The 19,276-nt window shown below is 68.6% G+C and carries 15 protein-coding genes; 5 read left to right on the top strand and 10 right to left on the bottom strand.

Going from position 1 to position 19,276, the window contains the following annotated elements:
• Positions 1-227: 227 nt before the first annotated feature.
• Complete coding sequence (gene glpX / locus AB0B25_RS04725) at positions 228-1,271, bottom strand: class II fructose-bisphosphatase (protein WP_357077567.1); 1,044 nt, start codon at positions 1,269-1,271, stop codon at positions 228-230.
• 129 nt (positions 1,272-1,400) lie between these two features.
• Between glpX and AB0B25_RS04730 the strand changes: the two genes are divergently transcribed.
• On the top strand, positions 1,401-1,967 hold the full coding sequence (locus tag AB0B25_RS04730) for a DUF4245 domain-containing protein (RefSeq protein ID WP_357174693.1): 567 nt from the start codon (positions 1,401-1,403) through the stop codon (positions 1,965-1,967).
• A 193-nt stretch (positions 1,968-2,160) separates the two neighbouring features.
• Here AB0B25_RS04730 and AB0B25_RS04735 read toward each other — a convergent pair whose 3' ends face one another.
• The 3 genes from AB0B25_RS04735 to AB0B25_RS04745 all read right to left on the bottom strand — a co-directional run bounded on the left by AB0B25_RS04735 (position 2,161) and on the right by AB0B25_RS04745 (position 4,533).
• Positions 2,161-2,376: an exodeoxyribonuclease VII small subunit gene (locus AB0B25_RS04735; protein WP_357174979.1), complete on the bottom strand. Its 216-nt coding sequence runs from the start codon at positions 2,374-2,376 to the stop codon at positions 2,161-2,163.
• A gap of 62 nt (positions 2,377-2,438) precedes the next feature.
• Entirely contained in the window at positions 2,439-3,731 is a 1,293-nt protein-coding gene (gene xseA, locus AB0B25_RS04740; RefSeq protein WP_357174696.1) for an exodeoxyribonuclease VII large subunit, read from the bottom strand.
• Between the two features lie 103 nt (positions 3,732-3,834).
• Complete coding sequence (locus tag AB0B25_RS04745; protein ID WP_357174699.1) at positions 3,835-4,533, bottom strand: lipid droplet-associated protein; 699 nt, start codon at positions 4,531-4,533, stop codon at positions 3,835-3,837.
• Positions 4,534-4,726: 193 nt separating this feature from the next.
• Here AB0B25_RS04745 and AB0B25_RS04750 point away from each other — a divergent pair, with 193 nt between their 5' ends.
• The gene (locus tag AB0B25_RS04750) at positions 4,727-5,737 is read left to right on the top strand and encodes a 4-hydroxy-3-methylbut-2-enyl diphosphate reductase (RefSeq protein ID WP_357174702.1); all 1,011 of its coding nucleotides are present in this window, start codon (positions 4,727-4,729) and stop codon (positions 5,735-5,737) included.
• 284 nt (positions 5,738-6,021) lie between these two features.
• Here the strand turns inward: AB0B25_RS04750 and AB0B25_RS04755 are convergent, their stop codons facing one another.
• Both AB0B25_RS04755 and AB0B25_RS04760 read right to left on the bottom strand, forming a co-directional pair.
• Positions 6,022-6,933 carry a DUF6542 domain-containing protein gene (locus AB0B25_RS04755; protein WP_357174705.1) on the bottom strand — a complete coding sequence of 304 codons (912 nt, stop codon included), beginning with the start codon at positions 6,931-6,933 and terminating at the stop codon, positions 6,022-6,024.
• 56 nt (positions 6,934-6,989) lie between these two features.
• Entirely contained in the window at positions 6,990-8,135 is a 1,146-nt protein-coding gene (locus tag AB0B25_RS04760; protein WP_357174708.1) for a DNA recombination protein RmuC, read from the bottom strand.
• 318 nt (positions 8,136-8,453) lie between these two features.
• On the opposite strand from AB0B25_RS04760, the gene AB0B25_RS04765 reads away from it, so the two are divergent.
• Together AB0B25_RS04765 and AB0B25_RS04770 are read left to right on the top strand one after the other, a co-directional pair.
• Positions 8,454-9,629, top strand: coding sequence for an exonuclease SbcCD subunit D (locus AB0B25_RS04765; protein ID WP_357174710.1), 1,176 nt, complete (start codon positions 8,454-8,456; stop codon positions 9,627-9,629).
• Positions 9,630-9,660: 31 nt separating this feature from the next.
• Positions 9,661-12,801, top strand: coding sequence for an AAA family ATPase (locus tag AB0B25_RS04770; RefSeq protein WP_357174713.1), 3,141 nt, complete (start codon positions 9,661-9,663; stop codon positions 12,799-12,801).
• 72 nt (positions 12,802-12,873) lie between these two features.
• Here the strand turns inward: AB0B25_RS04770 and AB0B25_RS04775 are convergent, their stop codons facing one another.
• From AB0B25_RS04775 to AB0B25_RS04790, 4 genes are all read right to left on the bottom strand, one after another.
• Entirely contained in the window at positions 12,874-13,419 is a 546-nt protein-coding gene (locus AB0B25_RS04775) for a methylated-DNA--[protein]-cysteine S-methyltransferase (protein WP_357174715.1), read from the bottom strand.
• The gene (locus tag AB0B25_RS04780) at positions 13,416-15,017 is read right to left on the bottom strand and encodes an Ada metal-binding domain-containing protein (protein WP_357174982.1); all 1,602 of its coding nucleotides are present in this window, start codon (positions 15,015-15,017) and stop codon (positions 13,416-13,418) included. Before AB0B25_RS04780 ends, AB0B25_RS04775 begins: the two co-directional genes overlap by 4 nt.
• A 186-nt stretch (positions 15,018-15,203) precedes the next feature.
• The gene (locus tag AB0B25_RS04785; RefSeq protein WP_357174985.1) at positions 15,204-15,362 is read right to left on the bottom strand and encodes a YbdD/YjiX family protein; all 159 of its coding nucleotides are present in this window, start codon (positions 15,360-15,362) and stop codon (positions 15,204-15,206) included.
• 98 nt (positions 15,363-15,460) lie between these two features.
• Positions 15,461-17,719 carry a carbon starvation CstA family protein gene (locus AB0B25_RS04790; protein WP_357174718.1) on the bottom strand — a complete coding sequence of 753 codons (2,259 nt, stop codon included), beginning with the start codon at positions 17,717-17,719 and terminating at the stop codon, positions 15,461-15,463.
• 201 nt (positions 17,720-17,920) lie between these two features.
• Between AB0B25_RS04790 and AB0B25_RS04795 the strand changes: the two genes are divergently transcribed.
• Positions 17,921-19,249: a sugar ABC transporter substrate-binding protein gene (locus tag AB0B25_RS04795; RefSeq protein ID WP_357174720.1), complete on the top strand. Its 1,329-nt coding sequence runs from the start codon at positions 17,921-17,923 to the stop codon at positions 19,247-19,249.
• The last annotated feature ends 27 nt before the right edge of the window (positions 19,250-19,276 follow it).

Here is a 19,276-nt window from a genome sequence, read left to right on the forward strand (position 1 = left end):
TCCGCTCGTTTCCTGATGAACAGCGCCGCGCCGAGGTCCGGAAAGTACGCGGTACAACCGAACCGACAAGCACCTCGCACACCCTCGACACCGCAAATACGGCACACTCCCGTTTCCGAGCGAAGCGAGACCGAGCATTCCCCGTTCGCGGCCCCGCTCGGACGCGAGCCACTAAGGGGCCGCGAACACGCAGCGCCGAAGGCGCTGCAAATCAAACACTGCCGATGTCACGGCAGCGGCGGTACCGCGTCCTCGTCCCCGATGAAGTCGACGGACGAGTATTCACGCAACTTGGTCAGCCGGTGGTACGCGTCGATCATGCGGACCGTGCCGGACTTCGAGCGCATGACGATCGAATGGGTGGACGCGCCGCCGCCGTAGTAGCGCACGCCGCGCAGCAGGTCGCCGTCGGTGACGCCGGTGGCGCAGAAGAAGACGTTCTCGCCGGCGACCAGGTCTTCGGTGGTCAGCACGCGGTCCAGGTCGTGGCCCGCATCGATGGCTTTCTGGCGTTCGTCGTCATCCGTGGGAGCCAGCATGCCTTGTAGTTCGCCGCCCATACAGCGCATCGCGGCGGCGGCGATGATGCCCTCGGGCGTGCCGCCGATGCCGACCAGGATGTCGGTGCCGGAGTCCGGGCGGGCCGCGGCGATCGCGCCCGCGACATCGCCGTCGGAGATCAGGCGGATGCGGGCGCCCGCGTCACGGACCTGCTGGATCAGTTCGGCGTGCCGGGGACGGTCCAGGATGCAGACGGTCAGGTCGGATTTCGCGGAGTTCTTGGCTTTGGCGACCCGCCTGATGTTCTCGCCGATCGGTGCCGCGATATCGATCACATCGGCCGCGTCCGGTCCGACGGCGATTTTGCGCATATAGAACACCGCGGACGGGTCGAACATCGCGCCGCGCTCGGCGACCGCGAGCACGGAGATCGCGCCGGGTACACCCTTGGACATCAGCGTGGTGCCGTCGATCGGATCTACCGCGAAGTCCACGTCGGGGCCGGTACCGTCGCCGACCGCTTCGCCGTTGTACAGCATCGGCGCCTCGTCCTTCTCGCCTTCGCCGATCACGACGATGCCGCGCATGGATACCGAGCTGACCAGCTGCCGCATGGCGTCGACGGCGGCGCCATCACCCCCTTCTTTGTCGCCGCGGCCGACCCAGCGACCCGCGGCCATCGCTCCGGCTTCGGTCACGCGGACCAGCTCGAGTGCGAGGTTGCGGTCGGGCGCCTCGCGGCGGCTAGATGTCGGGGAAGATGCCGTCATTGCGGGGTGCCTCCTGTGCGTCGGTACGTACCGGTCGATTGTCTCATTCGATCTGGCACGGTCGTACACCCCTGTTCCGGCGATCGGGGTGCGCGGGGGAGTGCTGTCGTGCGAGTGGATACTGGGAGCGTGTCGTACCAAAAGCCACGCATTCTGAACGACTACCGGGATTTGTTCTGGTCGCTGATCCCGCTGGTGGTGATCGCTGTGGTTTTCGCCGGTCTGGCCAGTCAGTGCAGTTTCGCAGCCAACGGTCCGACACCGGGGCAGATTCCGCTTTTCGATGTGAAAGCGGCTCTCACCATGGATGCGCGCTCGATGCCGTTCCCGATCCGCAACCCGGCCTTGCCCGCTGGGTGGTCGTCCAACTCGGGCAGCCGCGAGTCGATCGGCGGCGCCGGCGGCGGACCGGTGAGCACCGTCGGCTATCTCACTCCGCAGGGCACCTATCTGCGGTTCTCGCAGACCAATGCGACCGAGGAGGCGCTGGCCAGGTTCGTGCTCGGCTACCGGTATGCCAGCGGCACCGAGCAGGTCGGCGAGCAGACCTGGACCGTGTACGCGGAGCAGGGCTCGGAGACCGCGTGGATCGCGAATCTCGGCTTGTCCAGAGTGCTGATCACCGGCGCAGGCAACCATGCGGCGTTCACCACCCTCGCCCATGCGGTTACCACGGCGCAGCCACTCGCGCGCTGATCAACCAGTCATGACCCGGAGCGATCCAGCGGCCGGCGCTGTTTCGTCGAATAGTTTGCCGTAAGTCGGCACGCTCAGTCGCGCTGGTCGTAGCGCGGGGCCGCGCTCGCCGCGCCCCTTCAGCCGGCGGAATCGACGGATTCGCCGGTGCGGTGACTCACCACAGTGATGTCCGGGGTGGCGCGGCGAATGGTCATTGCGGCTCTTCCAGGTCGGTGCGGTGCAGGGCGTCCTCCACACGTCGGCGCGCGCCGGCGAGGTGTTCTTCGCAGCGGCTGGCCAGCGCCTCGCCGCGCTCCCACAGGGCGAGGGATTCGTCCAGGTCAAGGCCGCCCTGTTCGAGGATCTTCACGACGCCGACCAGTTCGTCGCGGGCGCGTTCGTAGCCGAAGTCCGCGATCTCGGCCAGTTCGGTGGCCGGATCTGCTCCGGTCTCGTTTGCACCCGTGGACTTGCCGCGCTCGGCCACGATCAGTTCCTCCCTGTGTCGGTGTGCGCGCCGCCGAGGGCCTGGGCGCCCAGCGCGGCGGCTGTGATGGCGCCGTCGGTGACCCGGATGCGCAGTTGGCTGCCCGCGGGCGCGTCCTCGATCGTGCGCACCACATGCCGCTCATGGCCGGTGACACGCTGAACGACAGCGTAGCCACGGGCCAGCGTCGCGGCCGGGCCCACCGCGGTGAGTTTCTCGCGCAGATGTCTGGCCGCGGTGGACTCGGTGTGGAGGCGTTGCTCGGCGCAGCGGCGCGCCGAGGTGCGCAGCCGCTCGATGTCCTCGTGGCGGCGATCGAGTTCGCGAAGCGGGTCGGCCAGTACGGGACGTGATCGCAGCTGGGCCAGCGCCCTGGTCTCCCGGTCCACCCAGCCGCGCAGCGCCGCGGCGGTGCGGGCGCGCAGGTCACGGACCCCCGCGAGTTCGGCGGCGGCGTCCGGAACAACGCGTTTGGCGGCATCGGTCGGGGTGGCCGCGCGCAGGTCGGCCACGAAGTCGGTGAGTGGGTTGTCGGGTTCGTGGCCGATTGCGCTCACGATCGGCGTGGTCGCCGCCACGATGGCGCGGCACAACGCCTCGTCGGAGAACGGCAGTAGGTCCTCGACGCTGCCGCCGCCGCGCGCGAGCAGGATCACCTCGACAGCCGGGTCGCGATCGAGTTCCGCCAGCGCGGTCAACATCTGCGGCACCGCGGTCGGACCCTGAACCGCGGTATTGCGGATCTCGAAACGCACTGCGGGCCAACGATTTCGAGCGACAGTCAGGATATCGCGCTCGGCGGCGCTCGCGCGGCCGGTGATCAGACCGATGGTCGCGGGCAGAAACGGGATCGCGCGCTTGAGTCGCGGATCGAACAGGCCCTCGGCGGCCAGCAGTGCCTTCAGCCGCTCGACGCGGGCCAATAGTTCGCCGATACCGACAGGTCGAATCTCGAGGACGCGCAATGAGATCGTGCCGCGGCCGGTGAAGAAGGAGAGTTTGCCGTAGACGACCACCCTGCTGCCCTCCCGCAGTGGGACGGTCGCGTTGCGGATGAGCTCCGGGTCGCAGGTCACCGACAGGGACATGTCGGCCGAGGGATCGCGCAACACCAGGAACGCGGTGCGCGTGCCGGGGCGCAGATTGATCTGGGTGATCTGCCCCTCGACCCAGATGTGGCCGAGGCGGTCGATCCACTGGGCGACCTTGATGGCCACCGAACGCACCGGCCAGGGCTGCTCGGCGGAATTGGTCTGCGCCATCCCACCCCCCGAAGGGGAGCCGTCCTGTGTCATGGGTCAGGTATACCCGGAGTTCATGCGCTGCCGTATCTGGCGCGGGGGGTTGACCGCAGCTGTCCGGGCAAACCGCCGACGAGGCGGGGGACCATTTGGTTCGTCACTGCGCCCGCATGGTGGCGATCCGATTCGTCAGCATCGTGACGAACGCGGCTCTGGCGCGGGTCTGCTGCTCGTAGTCCAGCAGTGCGGTGAGGTCCTCGACGGTCAGCATGCGCAGTCGGGCGCGCAGTTGGGCCAGAGTCATGGTGGGGTAGTCGTAACGGGTGGCGACTTCCGGTGGCGCGATCTCGGGTGCGGTGGCAGCGGGCTCTGGTCCGGACTCCGGTTCGGTCGCCGGTGCAAGGGTTTCCGGCTCGGCGTCGGGCGCTTCCGAAACGGTATGGCCGTTGGTTTCGGTGGCACGGCTTTCGGTGGCACGGCTTTCGGTGGCACGGGCGGTGGTGTGCGCGGAGAAGGATTCACGCGTGTCGAACGGGGTCGATTCGGGCTGGTCGACGGCGTAGAGGTCGAAACGGCTGCTGCGGGTGGATGCCGGGCTCGGCTCGTCGGCCGAGTCCTCGTCGAAGGTTGCCCACTCCGGCTGTTCCTCCGGGCCGTTGGACAAGCGTTCGAACACCGCGTCGCCCTTCAGCGCCAGGCTGGTCACGAATTGTTGGACGTGCATCGTGGTCTGCAGCATCTGACTGATCGCCGTGATCGGGAAATTCATTGCCGCCGTGGGGAGACGGCGGGTTTCCTCCAGGGCGTATACGGCGGCACCGGCGGCGACCCGGGCCAGGAACGGTGGTCGAGGCATGGTCCTAGCCTGCCCGAAATGGTGTGTTATGCAAAGGCGGGGTGGGTGCGGTTCGCATTTTCGTCCGGTCAGGCCGGTGCCGAGTCGGCCGACATTATCGCCCCACGTCGAGGTGATCGGTCGTCGCAAGACCGGGTTGCGGCGGAAGACTCCCACAAGTGGCGGGATCCAGTGCCGCACGTATCCTGTGGGCATGTCTTCGGCTATTCCCTTGAACGTCGGAATCGCCCGCTCGGCGGGCACCGGAAACGCCGATGCTGACGGCGGTAAGCGAGTGTTGCTCGCCGAGCCGCGCGGGTACTGCGCCGGTGTGGACCGTGCGGTCGAAACCGTCGAGAAGTCGCTGGAGAAGCACGGCGCGCCGATCTATGTGCGTAAGGAGATCGTGCACAACCGACACGTGGTGGAGACATTGCGTGAGCGCGGCGTCATCTTCGTCGACGAAACCGACGAGGTGCCCGAAGGGGCGGTGGTCGTGTTCTCCGCGCATGGCGTCTCGCCCGCGGTGCACGAATCCGCCGCCGCCCGCAACCTGCACACCATCGATGCGACCTGCCCGCTGGTGACGAAGGTGCACCAGGAAGCGAAGCGGTTCGCCCGCGACGACTACGACATTCTGCTGATCGGCCACGAGGGCCATGAGGAGGTCGAGGGTACCGCCGGTGAGGCGCCCGAGCATGTGCAGTTGGTCGACGGCCCCGAGTCGGTCGACAAGGTCAGCGTGCGCGACGAATCGAAGGTGATCTGGCTCTCGCAGACCACGCTGAGCGTGGACGAGACGATGGAGACGGTGAAGCGGCTGCGGGAACGATTCCCAGGTCTGCAGGATCCGCCGAGTGACGACATCTGCTATGCCACGCAGAACCGTCAGGTCGCGGTGAAGGCGATGGCGCCGGAATGCGATCTGGTGATCGTGGTCGGCTCCCGCAATTCCTCCAACTCGGTGCGCCTGGTCGAGGTCGCGCTCAACGCGGGAGCGCGGGCGGCGCACCTGGTGGACTTCGCCCGCGAGGTCGACCCGGCCTGGCTCGACGGTGTGCGCACGATCGGCGTCACCTCGGGTGCGTCGGTCCCCGACATCCTGGTCCGCGGCGTCCTGGACATGCTGGCCGAGCACGGTTATGGCGACGTCCAGCCGGTCACCACCGCGAACGAGACGCTCGTCTTCGCATTGCCCCGAGAACTGCGCGCGACGCGCCACTGACCGGATCCGCCGCGCGTCGGCACTTGTGGTCGGCTCCGTCGACGCGGCAGGGCGATCCTGTTTCCCGGCCGGTCGAGGCTGTCGACGTACGGGTTGAACTCATCGGAATGAACCGGTCGGGCTCCGTTGTCGCTGTTGGCCGAATTCGCTGACAGCGCGCAAACCTGGTCGCCGCGGACCATGCGGTGCTGCCACCAGAAGATTCGCGGCGGCCGAACGGGCACCGGTTTGCGCCGATAGCGCTGCTCGGCTTCCGAGCGTGCGGCAACGTCATACGTCGACAGCTACGGGTTGTCCGGCCTGCGTCGTTCGGTGCGGCTCGAATCGCGTTCGCGGTAGCGCACATTGGGCTGGGGGTGCGGGGGCACATCGCGGCGGCGCGGGCCTCCGCGTGTCGGTTCGCCGTCGGCGCGGGGTGCGGCCGCCGTCGGACGGGGGCCGGTGCGTGGCGGGTCGCCCTCGGCACGGGGCATAGCCGCCGTCGGACGGGAGATGCCGCGGGCGGGGGTGCGGCCTTCGCGCGGGCGCGACGGCGTGACGCGGGGGGGAGCGTCGGCGACCTGCGCTCCCTGGCGGCGGGTCGGGCGAGGAGAGTCCGCGCTCGACCTGGGCTCGTCGGCTTCATCCAGCGGGCGGCGCGACTGGCGGCGCGCCGAGTCCGTCGCCGGGCCGGAAGGGCGGCCGGGCCTGGTCCGCTTGGCAGCGGACCTGCCCGAGTTTTCGCCCCGGCGCGATGTCGGTGGCCGGCCCTCCGCCTCCTCGCGGCGATGCATCATGATTCGAGCGCCGGCGATCAGCAGGACGACGACGGTGGCCAACATCATGGTCGGGAATCGGTTCACCAGCGGGATCGCCAGGTTCAGCAGGATGTCCTTGATCGAGGTCGAGCCGCCCGCGGTGAGCTGCTGGTAGGCCAGCGGCACGGCAACGAACAGCAGCAGCGGCGGCAACACCATCGTGCTGAACAATCCGCGGTAGCGCACGGCGGATACGGCCGCCACACACCCGACGATGTACAGCGCGGCGAACGTGCCGGTCAACTCGGCGCCGCCGCCGCTTGCATCGATCAGAAATCCCAGAAACGTGCAGGCAACCGCGATCAGGACCGCCGCGCCAACCGGGATTCCCGGCACCGACGGCAGGATCGAGCGTTGCGGCGCGGGCACCCGGGATCGCACACGTTGGGAAGCAGCCACATTATGCACACTAACTGTCGCCGCGTTCGGCGGCGTGATGGCACGGCCATTGCCCGCTACTCGCCGACATCGGCGAAGCCGACGACACGCGGCCGGGCATCCAGCCGCTGGATGGCAGACACCTCCTGTTCAGCTATTTCCAGGTCGTGCAGTTTGCGTGCGGTGACCAGCACACGCGACTCGACCGAGGCGACGGTGTAGTTGAACGCATCCACGGCCTTGCCGAGCTGCCTGCCGAGCTGGTCCAGGTGCTTGCCCGTCATCCCCAGCCGTTGATAGAGCTCACGCCCGAGGCGCTGCACCGTCGCCATGTCCCTGGACAGCGCTTCCTGCCGCCAGCCGAACGCGATCGTGCGCAGCAGCGCGATCAAGGTGGTGGGCGTCGCGAGGATCACGTTCCGGCCGAACGCGTACTCCAGCAGCGTCGAGTCCGTGGTCAGCGCGGCGTCCAGGAATGGATCGCCGGGCACGAACAGCACCACGAACTCCGGCGCCGGATCGAACGCCGCCCAATACGCTTTGTCGGACAGCTGGTCGACATGGGTGCGCAGATGTTTGGCGTGTCTGGTGAGCAGCCCGGCCCGAACGTCGGGATCGTCCGTCGCGCTCGCGTCCAGGTAGGCGGTGAACGGAACCTTGGCGTCTACCACGATGTGCCTACCGCCCGCGAGATGGACGACGAGATCCGGTCGCACCGCGCGGTCACCGTCGCTGCGGGCCGCCCGGCTCACCTGGGTCTCGAAATCACAGTGCTTGGTCATCCCGGCCAGCTCGACCACCCGCTCCAGCTGGATCTCGCCCCATCGCCCGCGCACCTGCGGCGCGCGCAGGGCCGCGACCAGCTGACCGGTCTGGCTGGTGAGCTGGTGCGAGGTGCGCTGCATGCCCGCGACTTGTTCACGCAGACTCGAATACGCGGCGATGCGATGCTGCTCGACCTGCTGGATGTGCTGGTTCAGCATGCCGACGGCCGCGCGCAGCGGTTCCACCATGGCGCCGATGGCGTGCGAATGCCTGCGCGCGGCATCCTCGTTCGCCGCGTCCAGAGACCGCCGCAGCAGCACCTCGTTGTCGGTGGTCGCCGCGAGTCTCGCCTCCGCCGCGGTGGCGCGATGTCCGGAGCGCGCGGTATGGCCGAGCCAGCCGAGGCCGGCCCCCGCGGCGAACACCAGCATCAGTGCGACGAGCATCGGTGCGGTCATAGCGCAGATAGTGCCGCACGGCACCGACAAGAGCGAGGATCGAGCAACTGTTCGGCATCGCGTCGGCAACCGGCACTGCCAGCGACTTGCCGAACGCTCGGCAAATCTTTCGATCGTGTGGCATCCAGAACCGGCCGGATTCCGGCGTCCGGGAAGCCGAGGTGTGCGCGGCGACTCATCGCTACCCGGCTGCCGAGCCCGCCGACCCGGGACACGCGGCAGCGGGCGAAGAGACACGCCGGGCCGCGGTCCGGCAGATTCGGCACGGTAGGCGCGGCGCTTGGAGTCTGTCGGTGGGTTGGCCTACGGTTTCGCGGCATGCGGATGCTGCACACCTCGGACTGGCACATCGGGCGCACGTTCCACGGCGTGGATCTGCTTGCCGACCAGGCCCATTCACTGGCCGCGATCGCGGAGTTGGTTGCCGAGGAGTCGATCGACGTCGTCGTGTTGCCCGGGGATGTGTACGACCGGTCCATCCCCAGCGCGGACGCGATCGCTGTGTGCAACCGGGGATTCGAGGCCATCCGGGCGGCAGGGGCACAGATCGTCGCCACCTCGGGCAATCACGATTCGCCCACACGGCTCGGGGCCGGCGCGAGTTTCGCCGCGGCGGGCGGGTTGCATCTGCGCACCACCATTGCCGATGCCAACCGACCTGTGTTGCTCGCGGACGAGCACGGGTTCGTGGCGTTCTACGGCATCCCGTACCTGGAACCGGAGATCACCCGCGCCGAACTCGGTGTACCGCAGGCGCGTTCGCATGCCGAGATCCTGGCAGCGGCGATGGACCGGATCCGCGTGGACCTGGCGGGGCGCGACAGCCTGCGGACAGTGGTGCTCGCGCACGCCTTTGTCGTCGGCGCGCAGGCCACCGGGTCGGAGCGGTCGATCTCGGTCGGCGGAGTGGAGACCGTGCCGCTGGCAGCCTTCGCGGGTATCGACTACGTGGCGCTCGGTCACTTGCATTCGCCGCAGACCCTGTCGGAGTCGGTGCGCTACTGCGGCTCGCCGTTGCCGTATTCGTTCGCCGAGAGCTCGCACCGCAAGGCGGTCTGGATCGTCGAGCTGGACGGGTCCGGATTGCACTCGGTCCGCCGCCGAGATCTGCCGCTGGTCCGGGGATTGAGCACACTCACCGGCACCCTCGACGAATTGCTGACCGATGCGGGGCACAACGCCGCCGAACAGCATTACGTGTCGGCGGTGCTCACCGACTCCGCCCGCCCGGTCGACGCGATGCGCAAGCTGCGGGAGCGGTTCCCGTACGCGGTGCACGTGGAATGGGCGCGGCCCGAAGGAAACCCCGAGTTGCGCTACCGTGAACGGGTGCACGGCCGCCACGACACCGAAGTAGCACGCAGTTTCCTCACCGACGTCCGTGGCGAGCCGAGCGCGGGCGAGGCGGCGTGGCTGGAACGCGCACTCGCCGCCGCCGTCGCGGAGCGGGATCCGGTAGCGGTGGGCGCCCCGGCCGGGGAACTGTCGGCATGATCCCTCGGCCGGATCCGGGTGTGGCGGCGGCATGAGGCTGCACAAGCTCGAGATGACCGCGTTCGGCCCGTTCGCCGAGACCACGGTTGTCGACTTCGACGCACTCGGTGCCGACGGACTGTTCCTGCTGCACGGCCAGACCGGCGCGGGCAAGACCACTGTGCTGGACGCGATCGCCTTCGCCCTCTACGGCAAGGTTCCCGGCGCACGCGGGGAGAGCAAGCGGCTGCACTCCGACCACGCCGCCGAACAGACGCCCCCGCTGGTCATGCTCGAAGCGACCCTGAGTGGGCGGCGACTACGTCTGACCCGCACGCCGGAGTTCGAGCGGCCGAAGAGACACGGCACCGGCCTGCGCACCGAGCGGGCCAAGGCGACGTTGACCTGGATGGACGGCCGCGGCGAAAATCTGTCCCGGATCCCTGATATCGGCGAGGAGATTCTCCGCCTGCTCGGGATGAGCGCCGATCAGTTCTTCCAGGTAGTGCTGCTGCCACAGGGGGATTTCGCCCGATTCCTGCGGGCGGAGAACGAAGATCGCGAGAAGCTGCTGGAAAAGCTCTTCGACACGCGGCGTTTCGGTACCGCGGAGCAGTGGCTGGCGGACAAGCGCCGCGCCGCGCACGCCGATCTCGACGCACGGTCGGAGGGCATCACCCGACTGATCACGCAGGTCGGGATGGCGGCCGGAGTCGCGGATTCGGTCGGCTCGGCGGAGTCCGTCGGCTGGTCCCAGGATCTGCTGTGTACCGCGCGCGACGATCTCACCACCGCTGCCGCGGAGGTCGAACGCTGCCAGCGGGAGTCGACGTTGGTCCGTGCGCAGGCCGAACAACAACGCCGGGTGCACGAGCTGCAGCGCCGCATGGCCGCGGCGCGTCGACAGTTGGACGACTACGCCGCGGACGCCGAGCGGCGCACCGCCTGGCAAGCCGAGCTCGAGCTGGCGCGCCGCGCCGAGCCGATCGCGGCGACCATCGACGAGGCGCGTTCGGCGGTCCGGATGCAGCGGCACCGCGACAGCGAAAAGCGGAGCGCGGCGCAGCGATTGGCCGCCTTGCTGCGGGAGCTGGCAAGCGCCGATCTCGGCGGCGGCGAGCTGGTGCGATCCGCGGACGGGACGAAGGTTCGTGATGACGTGTTCGGTGCGGACAGTGATGCGGCGATCCGGCTGTGGAGCGCGCAGATCGGCGCGCTGGACGAAGTCCGCGCGGATGCCGCTGTCGCCACCCGTCTCGGTGCCGAACTCAGCGTGCTGCGCGCCGAGGCCGCGACGCTGGTCGGCCGCGCCGCGGAACTCGCCGCGCGGCGTGACCGGCTGCCCGCCGCACTCGCCACCGCGGAAACAAGGCTGCGCGAGGCGACCGAAGCGGTCGCGGCGCTACCTGGCCTGTCCGCGGAAACCGAACGGCTACACACCGCGGCGACGGCGGCCGTCGAACTGGCCGCGCGGCGCACGGCGCTGGACCACGCCAGGGTCGAGTTCGACACCGCCCGCTCGGCTCACCTCGACGCCAAGGAGTCCGTGCTCGACCTGCGCGAGCGTCGGCTGACCGGGATGGCCGCCGAGCTGGCCGCCGAACTGGTCGAGGGGAGTCCGTGCGCGGTTTGTGGTTCAGCCGACCATCCCGCGCCCGCCCGGCCTACCGCGACCGCGGTGTCCGAGGCGGAGGAAGAGGCCGCCGTGGCCGCCGAGCGCGCGGCAGAGGACCTCCGCGACCGGACGCTGGCCCGTATCACCGGACTCGAACGCGAGATCGAGGCGCTCGTCGCACGCGGTGGCGATACCGACCGGGTCGCGCTGGCCGCCCAGGTTCGCGCCGCCACCGACCGTTACGCGGACACGGCCGAACTTGCCGCCCAGGCTGAGGGCCTGACCAGCGAACTCACCCGCCTGCGTGACGAGCAGACCCGCCTGCACGACGAGCTGCGTGAGTCCGAGGCCGGCCACAGCGCTGTCACGGCCACCATCGCCTCCGCCCAGGCGCGCCTCGACGAACTCACCGACCGATTGCGCAAGGCGGCGGGCGCCGACGAGACCATCGACCGGCGCCGCGCCCGGCTCGCCGCCCTGGTCGCCGCGGCGACCGCGCTCCGCGATGCCCGCGCGGAAGCGGTGGCCGCGCGCGAGCAGGTATCGGCGATTGCCGAGCGGGTCGTAAAGCTCGCCGGTGCGGCGGGTTTCGTGCCGGAGGACGAAGAGGGCGGCGATCGCAGTCCCGGTATCGGCGACGCTGCCTCGATCACGAGAGAACTGTCCGCGGATCACTCGGCGACCGAGGGGCCACCTGATGGCGTCGGGGTGCTGGCCGCATACGCGAAGGTCATCGCCGCTGCTTCCCGTTCCCTCGAGCGACAGGCGGAGATCGAAGGTGATCTCGTGGCGGCCGACCGGGCCCGAGCCCACGCGGAAGCCGTCTTGGCGGAGCCGGAGATCCAGGCGGTCGTGTCGCTGCGGCCGGGCGACCTGACCGAGCTCGACGGACAGGTCGCCGCCGCGCAGACCAGTCTCAACGCCGCGATCGCCGCCCACGCCGACGTGAGCAAGCGGGTGAGCCTTCTCGAGGACCTCGGCAGTCAGCTCTGGGCCGCGGTCGATCGGATCGCCCCGGCACGGCAGGCGTTCGAGGAGCTGGACGGGCTGGCCGATGTGGTCGCCGGGCGCGGCGCGAACAACCGGCGCATGTCCCTGCACTCCTACGTGTTGGCCGCCCGGCTGGAAGAGGTGGCGCAGGCGGGATCGTTGCGGTTACGCAGGATGTCCAGCGGCCGTTACGAATTCGTCCATTCGGACAAGGCCGGGCCGCGCGGGCGGCGGGGCGGGCTCGGACTCGACATCCGTGACGACTACACCGGCGCCATCCGCCCCGCCAAAACGCTCTCCGGCGGCGAAACGTTCATGGCCTCGTTGTCGTTGGCACTCGGCCTGGCCGACACCGTGGCCGCCGAGTCGGGCGGGCTCGTGCTGGATACCCTCTTCATCGACGAGGGCTTCGGCGGCCTCGACGGCGACACCCTCGACGCGGTGATGGGCGTGCTGGACGAACTCCGTGCCGGTGGCCGGGTGGTCGGCGTGGTCAGTCACGTGGACGAGATGCGACAGCGCATTCCGAGCCGGCTGCACGTCCTGCGCGGACGTACCGGCTCTCGGGTCAAGGCGACCGTTGCCTGAGTGCGCGCGCCGCAACACTCGGTGAGTGTCCGCGCCGCGGCGTAGCGTCGACGCCACGAACGCGCTGGCCACTCACTCCTCGTGATCGAGCAACCACCGCTTGATCGGCAGGCCCCAGCGGAAGCCGCCGAGTGCCCCGCCGACACGAAAGATCCGATGGCACGGTACGAAGAGCGCGGCGGCGTTGCGGGCGCAGGCGTTGGCCGCGGCTCGGGTGGCGTTCGGGCGTCCGGAGATGGCGGCGAATTCGGTATAGCTGAGGGGGCTGCCCGCGGGGACCTTGCGCAGCACGTCCCACGCGTGCATCAGGAATTCTCCGGAACGCTGCCGAACCGGAATGCTGTCGATCGCCGTGACATCGCCCGCGTGGTAGGCGATGACGGCGCTGGTCACCGAGCCGAGCGAAGACCGCTGGCGCAGTGTGGCGGGACGCAGCACGGGATGGATCAGGCCCTGCAGGTTCACCGCGTCGGCGGTCCAGCCGGCGGCGAGCACGGCTCCGTCCGCGTCGACGAGCGTGGTGAAGGGACCGATCGGGGTATCGGTGATGGCGAAATCCGCAGTGGTGGAGGCGGAGGTCTCGCGAACTGTGCGGGGGTCTACAGGGATGGTGTTCATGATTCGACGCTCCTTCTCGCCGCGGCGAGCGCGGCGGTTCTCGATGGTGTGGCGCGGCCGCTCAGCGCCGCCTTCCACAAATGCATGGACAGGTAGGACCGCCACGGCGCCCAACGCACGGTGTCGGTGAGATCGATGCCGAGCAGGCTCGCGCCCTGGCGGACGACCAGATCGGTGCTGAGCAGGACATCAGGGTCGGCGAGCAGGCGCATGGTGACGTAGTCGGCCGTCCATGGCCCGACGCCGTCCATCGCGAGCAGTTCGCGGCGTAGATCGGCCGCGGTGCGACCCTGGTGCAGCGCCAGCTCGCCGGAGGCGAGCGCCTCCGCCGCGGCGACGATCGCGCGGACTCGCCGTGCGGGGCCGGTCAAGACCTCGGCGCCACGTTCGGCGATCATCGCCGGCGTGGGGAACAGCAGGGGGATCGGTCCGTCCACCCGCTCGCCCAGTGCCTCGACAAGCCGGGCGGTGTGGGTCGCGGCGGCGGACACCGAGATCTGCTGTCCGATCATGGTGCGCAGGAGCAGTTCGGGCCCGTCGAGGCAGCCGGGCGCCCGAATGCCCGGCGTGAACGCGATGTGCTGCGGCTCGGAGCGGCCGGCCTCGGGCATCGCCTCGGCGTCCGGTCGTGACCCCGCGCCCGCGTCCAGTAGTTGTTCGGTGCGCGGGTCCGAGAGTCGTTCGTCAGAGGGTGCGGCCCCGGCCCCGAGGGCCTCGTCGATGCCGATCGGATCGGCATCCAGATCGAGCAAATGCCGTAGCCGAGCCACCGTCGGCGCCAGATCGCGCATATCGCGCAGGGACAATTCGGCGCGCACATGGTCGCGCTGGAAGCTGAGGCGTGTCGTGGCGTGTCCATGCGGAGTGCGCAGGTTCCTGGTGTACGCGCGGTCCGCCCAAAGTTCCAGGCCGGGTGCGACATGTGCGGAGAGAAACCACTCCAGCCAGGCGCGGTCCAACGGCTCGCGGTAGGGAAGTCGCAGGATGAGCGACCCGGTGGCCGGGGGAACCGGATGCGCGTCGGATCCGGCACGCCGCACCTCGGTCCGCATGGTGGTCGGGCTGACCGCGAAGACCTCGCGTACCGTGTCGTTGAACTGGCGGATGGAGGCGAACCCGGCCGCGAACGCGATGTCCGACATCGGCATGGCCGTGGTCTGGATCAGCAGCCGCGCGGTGTGCGCCCGGTGCGCACGGGCCAGCGCCAATGGTCCGGCGCCCAACTCGGTGGTCAGCACGCGGGTGAGTTGGCGCTGTGAATAGCCGAGCGTGGCGGCCAGCGCGGGTACTCCGCCGCGTTCGATGACGCCGTCACCGATCAGCCGCATCGCCCGCGCGGCCAGATCCGCCCTGGTATTCCACAGCGGCGAGCCCGGCGCGGCATCCGGTAGGCAGCGCCGGCAGGCCCGGTAGCCTGCCTGCTGTGCCGCGGCGGCGGTCGGCAGGAACGACACGTTGACGCGCTTCGGCGTGATGGCCGGACAGGAAGGGCGGCAATAGATTCCGGTGCTCCGCACCGCGGTGAAGAATTGCCCGTCGAAGCGGGAGTCTCGGGTCGACACCGCCCGATAGCAACGCTCGAAATCCAATGCCGTCATGGTCACGTCCACCACAATGTCAGCCACGACCGACCTGCGCTAGCGGAAATCAGCCATCGTTGCCAGCGCTGACGCGCCCTTCGCACAGGCGCCGTGACATCGCACAACGAACCAGCTCGGGTGGGTTCGAACTACCGATTCGACATGCGACGACGCGCGCCGAAATCGGTGCCATCAGGTTCGGACTCAGCAGCAGCGATTCGTGGGATTGTTGTCCGCTTCGGCATGACGTTGCCGCCAGTACTCCCGCTCGGTCGGAATCTCGCACCCTGGATGGGTGCGCCGCAGATGGTCGACGTACCGCTGGTAGTCCTGCCCGCCCAGGATCGAATCGAACCACCAGATGCCGGCGCGAGCGCCTTTGACGCATATCCGCGCCGCGCCGCGCAGCCGGGCGCCGGCTGGTCCATTCGACCAGCCGGCCCGCGGCGCCGTGGCATCGCTCATCGCGCGTGCGCGTGCGCCGCGCCGGAAGCACGCACCTTTCCGGCCGCGATCAGCTCGTCCCACTGCTTCTGAACTTCCTTCTCCGCCGCGGTGGCGACGAACCCGCTGGGCGCGAAGATCTTCGACGGCTCTTCCGGCGTCTCGGTGGTCGTGGGCTGTCCGGACCGCCAGGCACGGAAAGCCACCACGGCGCCGACGATCGCGACGATCAGCACCAGCACCGCGAAGATGATCGACAGCGTGCCCTGGATGAAGGTATTGCGCAGGATCGCGGTCATGTCGTCCTGGGTCTTGGCCGTCAGGCACATCTTGCCGGCCGCCTGCGCCGTCTGGCAGATGCTGTGCTGCTTCCAGTAACCGACCTTCGGATCGGCGGAGAAGATCTTCTGCCAGGACGCGGTCATGGTCACCGCGAGGTCCCAGACCAGCGGAAGGCCCGGAATCCAGGCCCACTTGGCCAGGCCCTTACGCACCACGATCACCAGAACGACGGTCAGCGCCATCGCCGCGAGCAACTGGTTGGCGATGCCGAACAGCGGGAAGAGCGTGTTGATACCGCCCAGCGGGTCGGTGACGCCCATCAGCAGGATCGAACCCCAGGCCGCGACGACGACGGCCGAGCACAGCCAGGCACCGACCCGCCAGGACGGATCACGGAACTTCTTCGCCGCACCACCGAAGTTGCCCAGCGCGTCCGACAGCATGAAGCGCGCGACGCGGGTGCCCGCATCGATCGTGGTGAGGATGAACAGTGCCTCGAACATGATCGCGAAGTGATACCAGAACGACTTCATACTCGCGCCGCCGAGGAACTGGTGGAAGACCTCGGAGATCCCGACCGCCAGCGTGGGCGCACCGCCGGTCCGGGAGATGATGGTGGTCTCACCGACATCACTCGCTGCCTGGCTCAGTCCGGCGGCCGTCGCGGGGGCGCCGCTCAGCCCGAGGCTGTTGGTGTAGGCCGCGGCCTTCTCCGCGGTGCCGCCGGTGAGGCCGAGCGGCGCGTTCATCGCGAAATACAGGTGCTGGTCGATGATCGAAGCGGTGATGATGGCCATGACCGCGACGAACGACTCCATCAGCATGCCGCCGTAGCCGATCATCTTCGCGTGCGATTCCTTCTCCAGCAACTTCGGCGTGGTGCCGGAGGAGACCAAGGCGTGGAAACCGCTCAACGCACCGCACGCGATGGTGATGAACAGGAACGGGAACAGCGAGCCCGCGAAGGCGGGGCCGGTGCCGGAGGTCGCGAAATCCGAGACCGCGGGGGCCTTCAGTACCGGGAGGGTGACCAGAATGCCGACCGCGAGCAGGACAATGGTGCCGACCTTCATAAAGGTGGACAGGTAGTCGCGCGGGGCGAGCAGCAGCCACACCGGAAGCACCGAGGCGAAGAAGCCGTAGGCGATCAGCAGCCAGGAGATGGTCACCGGCGAGAGTGTGAACAAGTCGGTGCCCCACTCGGTTTCCGACACCCAGCCACCACCGAGGATGGCCAGGATCAGCAACGCGAACCCGATGACGGACACCTCGCCGACCTTGCCGGGGCGCAGATAACGCAGATACAGGCCCATGAACAGCGCGATCGGGATGGTCATGCCGATCGAGAAGACGCCCCACGGGCTTGCCGCGAGCGCGTTGACCACGACCAGCGCGAGCACCGCGAGCAGGATCATCATGATCACGAGAACGCCGACGATGGCCGACCAGCCGCCGATCACACCCAGTTCGTCGCGTGCCATCTGTCCGAGGCTGCGACCGCGCCGTTTCAACGAGACCCAGAGCACCAGGTAGTCCTGCACCGCCCCGGCGAGCACCACGCCGACCACGATCCAGATCGTTCCCGGCAGGTACCCCATCTGTGCCGCGAGCACCGGGCCGACCAGCGGACCGGCGCCGGCGATGGCGGCGAAGTGGTGCCCATACAGCACGCGCCGGTCCATCGGCATGTAGTCCCTGCCGTTCTCCAAAATCTCGGCGGGGGTAGCCAGGTCATCGCGTGGTTTGGTGATCTTGCGCTCGATGAACCTGGCGTAGAACCGGTACGCGAGGATGTAGGTACAGACGGCGGCGATCACGATCCAGACCGCGTTGACCGATTCGCCACGGGATACCGCGAGCACCGCCCAGGCAATGGCGCCGAGTACGGCGATACCGGCGAAGATCGCTTTCTTGGCCGGAGTGATCGGGGACTTGTCGACTACACCGACAGGCGGCAAATCGGGATCGGTCCGTAGATATTCGATTGTCGCCATCCGTCTACTCTCCTGTAAAACGCGCAGGATCCTGCTGAAACACGTGACAACGTATCCGATCGGCGCTCGCCCTCGTGCCGATTCCGAGCGCAAGGCAAGTGCCGTGAAATATTGTTCATGTGTCGGCCGTCACCATGATGTAGCCGAACGTATGCTGCCATGCGGTTCGAGAAAGCACCACATCTGCCCTGGAGGAGGGCTGTGTCGCATTCCAGGTCGCATTCCAACCCTGTCACCCGGGTCCGACGTCGGACGCTGCTCGGGTCGGCGGTGGCGGCGCCCTTACTCGCCGCCACCGGCTGCGGCTCTTCCGATGACGCGCTGACCTTCTTCTTCCAGGCCAGACCAGAAGAGGCGCGAGTGCGGCTGGCGATCATCGACGAGTTCCGAAAACGGCACCCGGACATCAGGATTCGCACCATCATGTCGGGGCCGGACCCGATGCAGCAGATGCTCACCTATTGCGCGGGCGGCAAGTGCCCGGACGTGATGATGGCCTGGGAGCTGTTGTATTCCGGGTTGGCAGAGCGTGGTGTGCTGCTGGATCTGAATATCCTGCTCGACCGTGATCCGGCCTACGCGACCGCGTTGCGTGCCGACAGCTACCCCGCGCTCTACGACACCTTCACCTTCGGCGGTGGTCAGTACGCCCTGCCCGAGCAATGGTCGGGGGTGTTCCTCTACTACAACCGGGAGCTGTTCGCCGACGTCGGGCTCGTGCCGCCCGCGCGCTGGCGCGACGCCTGGTCGTTCGAGGAGTTCCTCGCCGCCGCTCACACGCTGACCAGGCACGAATCCTCCGGACGAACCCAGTGGGGCTTCGCCGACGCCTGGGTGCCGTACTTTTCGGCGGCCTGTTTCGGTATGAACAACGGCGCCGAGTGGTTCACGCCGTCGGTTCGTCCGACCAGAGCAAATCTGGGTGATCCGAAGTTCGCCGAAGGATTTCAGTTCTACGCCGACCTCGCGGTCCGCCACCGGGTGGCGCCGAAAGTATCCGACACCCAATCGGTGTCGGCACCGGACCTGTTCCGGCGCGGCCGGGCGGCGATGGCTTTGGGCGGGCACTGGCTCTACTCCGAGTTCGCCGGGCACGACGATCTCGCCATCGACGTCACGGTGCTGCCGGTCGGCCCGCACGGCGGCCCCGGCGCGATCACCGACGTCGGCAGCACGGGCCTGTCCATCGCCGCGGACAGCCCGCGGATCGAACAGGCTTGGGAGTTCGTCAAATTCGCGACCGGGCCGGTGGGGCAGGCGATCATCGCCGCGTCCGGACTGTTCGTGCCGGTGCTGAAATCCGCGATGGGCGCACCGGGTTTCGCCGCCGCGCACCGGGAAGTCCGCAACCTCGAGGTGTTCACCGACGGCCCGGCCAACTCCCGCCCCCTCCCGGTGACGCCCGCGTGGGGCAAGGTCTCCGCGCTGTTGGAGCGCGGCGCCAACCGGGTGCTTCGCGGTGCGGATACCGCCGCCTCGCTGAACGGTAGCTTCACCTCCGACGTCGACGCCATCCTGGACACGCCATGACGAGATCGCAGTGGTCGCAGACCGTCG

The organism is Nocardia sp. NPDC049190, from assembly GCF_040648115.1.
In the GTDB taxonomy this organism is placed as follows: Bacteria; Actinomycetota; Actinomycetes; order Mycobacteriales; family Mycobacteriaceae; genus Nocardia.

Coding starts and splice junctions, on each gene's coding strand:
- glpX (WP_357077567.1), bottom strand. CDS start 1,271: ATGACGGCATCTTCCCCGACATCTAGCCGCCGCGAGGCGCCCGACCGC.
- xseA (WP_357174696.1), bottom strand. CDS start 3,731: ATGACACAGGACGGCTCCCCTTCGGGGGGTGGGATGGCGCAGACCAAT.
- AB0B25_RS04745 (WP_357174699.1), bottom strand. CDS start 4,533: ATGCCTCGACCACCGTTCCTGGCCCGGGTCGCCGCCGGTGCCGCCGTA.
- AB0B25_RS04750 (WP_357174702.1), top strand. CDS start 4,727: ATGTCTTCGGCTATTCCCTTGAACGTCGGAATCGCCCGCTCGGCGGGC.
- AB0B25_RS04760 (WP_357174708.1), bottom strand. CDS start 8,135: ATGACCGCACCGATGCTCGTCGCACTGATGCTGGTGTTCGCCGCGGGG.
- AB0B25_RS04765 (WP_357174710.1), top strand. CDS start 8,454: ATGCGGATGCTGCACACCTCGGACTGGCACATCGGGCGCACGTTCCAC.
- AB0B25_RS04770 (WP_357174713.1), top strand. CDS start 9,661: ATGAGGCTGCACAAGCTCGAGATGACCGCGTTCGGCCCGTTCGCCGAG.
- AB0B25_RS04775 (WP_357174715.1), bottom strand. CDS start 13,419: ATGAACACCATCCCTGTAGACCCCCGCACAGTTCGCGAGACCTCCGCC.
- AB0B25_RS04780 (WP_357174982.1), bottom strand. CDS start 15,017: ATGACGGCATTGGATTTCGAGCGTTGCTATCGGGCGGTGTCGACCCGA.
- AB0B25_RS04790 (WP_357174718.1), bottom strand. CDS start 17,719: ATGGCGACAATCGAATATCTACGGACCGATCCCGATTTGCCGCCTGTC.